1 protein-coding gene is annotated in these 1,236 nt (G+C 71.2%); it reads left to right on the top strand.

From position 1 onward, the window contains the following. On the top strand, positions 1–1,236 hold a 1,236-nt coding region (locus CVM52_RS27310; protein WP_205965039.1), incomplete at both ends, for a coiled-coil domain-containing protein.

Here is a 1,236-nt window from a genome sequence, read left to right as displayed (position 1 = left end):
CGCACCACTCAGGCCGCCGAGGTCGAGCGGCGCCGGGCCGACGCCGAGGCTGCCCGGCGAAGGCAGACTGCGCCGGCGGAGGCGGCGCAGAAGCTCGCAGCACGGCTGGGGCTGGACGCGGATGCCGTCCCTTCTGTCTTCGCCGAGCGGCTCGAGGCTGTGAAGACAGCTCTCGAGGCGGTGCTCCTGGCGGAGCAGGCGATGGTGCATTTGCATGAGGCGCAGAAGGCGCGCTCGGAGGCTGAGCAGACGGTCTTTCGCTTGGCCGAAGGTATTGCAGGCGATCCGCCTGCCGGACAGGATGCCGTCGCCGCCGCGCGGCGCCTGGACAGGGCATTGGAGGAGAGGCGGATCCGCATCCTCGGCCGGCAGGACTCCGAGAAAATGGTCCGCGGCCTCGAGGCGCAGAAAAAGACGAAAGAGAAAGCCCACGCCGATGCCGTGGCCGCCTACGAGGCGCGGGTGTCCGGACTTTGGTGCGCGGACCTGGGCGTCGAAAGGATACTTCGGATCGGCGACGATCTTGCCGAGCTCGTGGAGTTGCACGGGAAGGCGCGGGACCTCGACCGCCGGGTGGGCCTACTGGAAGCCGCCCGCGCAGCTTTCGACGGGCGGGCAGCAGCGCTGCGCGACAAGCTCGGGCTGCGCGAGGACAGCCCGGTGGACGATACGCTGCGCCTCGCCCGAGAGCGAACGAAGAGCGCGGCGGAAACCGCCCGCCGGATCGAGGAGACCCGCAGGACGCGCGAAAAGGTAGAGGCGGAACGCGAGCGTCAGGTCCGCTCGGTGGAGCGAGCCGCCGAAGAGATCGCCACTGTCTTCCAGGGCCAGGAGATCGCTCCCGGGGACGACCCGCTGGGTGCTCTGCGCCGCCTTCTGGACCGGGATGGGCTGCGCACCGAGATCGCTGAACTGACGGCAGAGCGCGCCAGGGCCGCCGAGGGGTTCGATGCCGACGCGCTATCCGCCGAGGAGGCCGAAACCGACCCAGTCCGCACCGACACTTTGCGCGAGGCCGTGGAGGATGCGGAGACGGACCGGGAGGAGGCCATCGGCCGACGGGGCGAGGCGCGGCAGGCGTTGAACGGCGCGCTCGGCACCGCCGGCGGCGTGGACCAGGGACAAACGCGGGCTGCCCTTCTGGAAGAGCTGCGCGAGGCCGCGCGCCGTGCCGCCGAGACCCGGATCGGCCTGATGGCGGCATCCGGAGCGCTGCGCCGTCTTCGGGAGGACCGG

Origin of the sequence: Pseudooceanicola lipolyticus, assembly GCF_002786325.1 — a bacterium.
Classification (GTDB): domain Bacteria; phylum Pseudomonadota; class Alphaproteobacteria; order Rhodobacterales; family Rhodobacteraceae; genus Pseudooceanicola_C; species Pseudooceanicola_C lipolyticus.
Note: the sequence above shows the minus strand (reverse complement) of the source record. Positions and strands in the feature narration are given on the sequence as shown.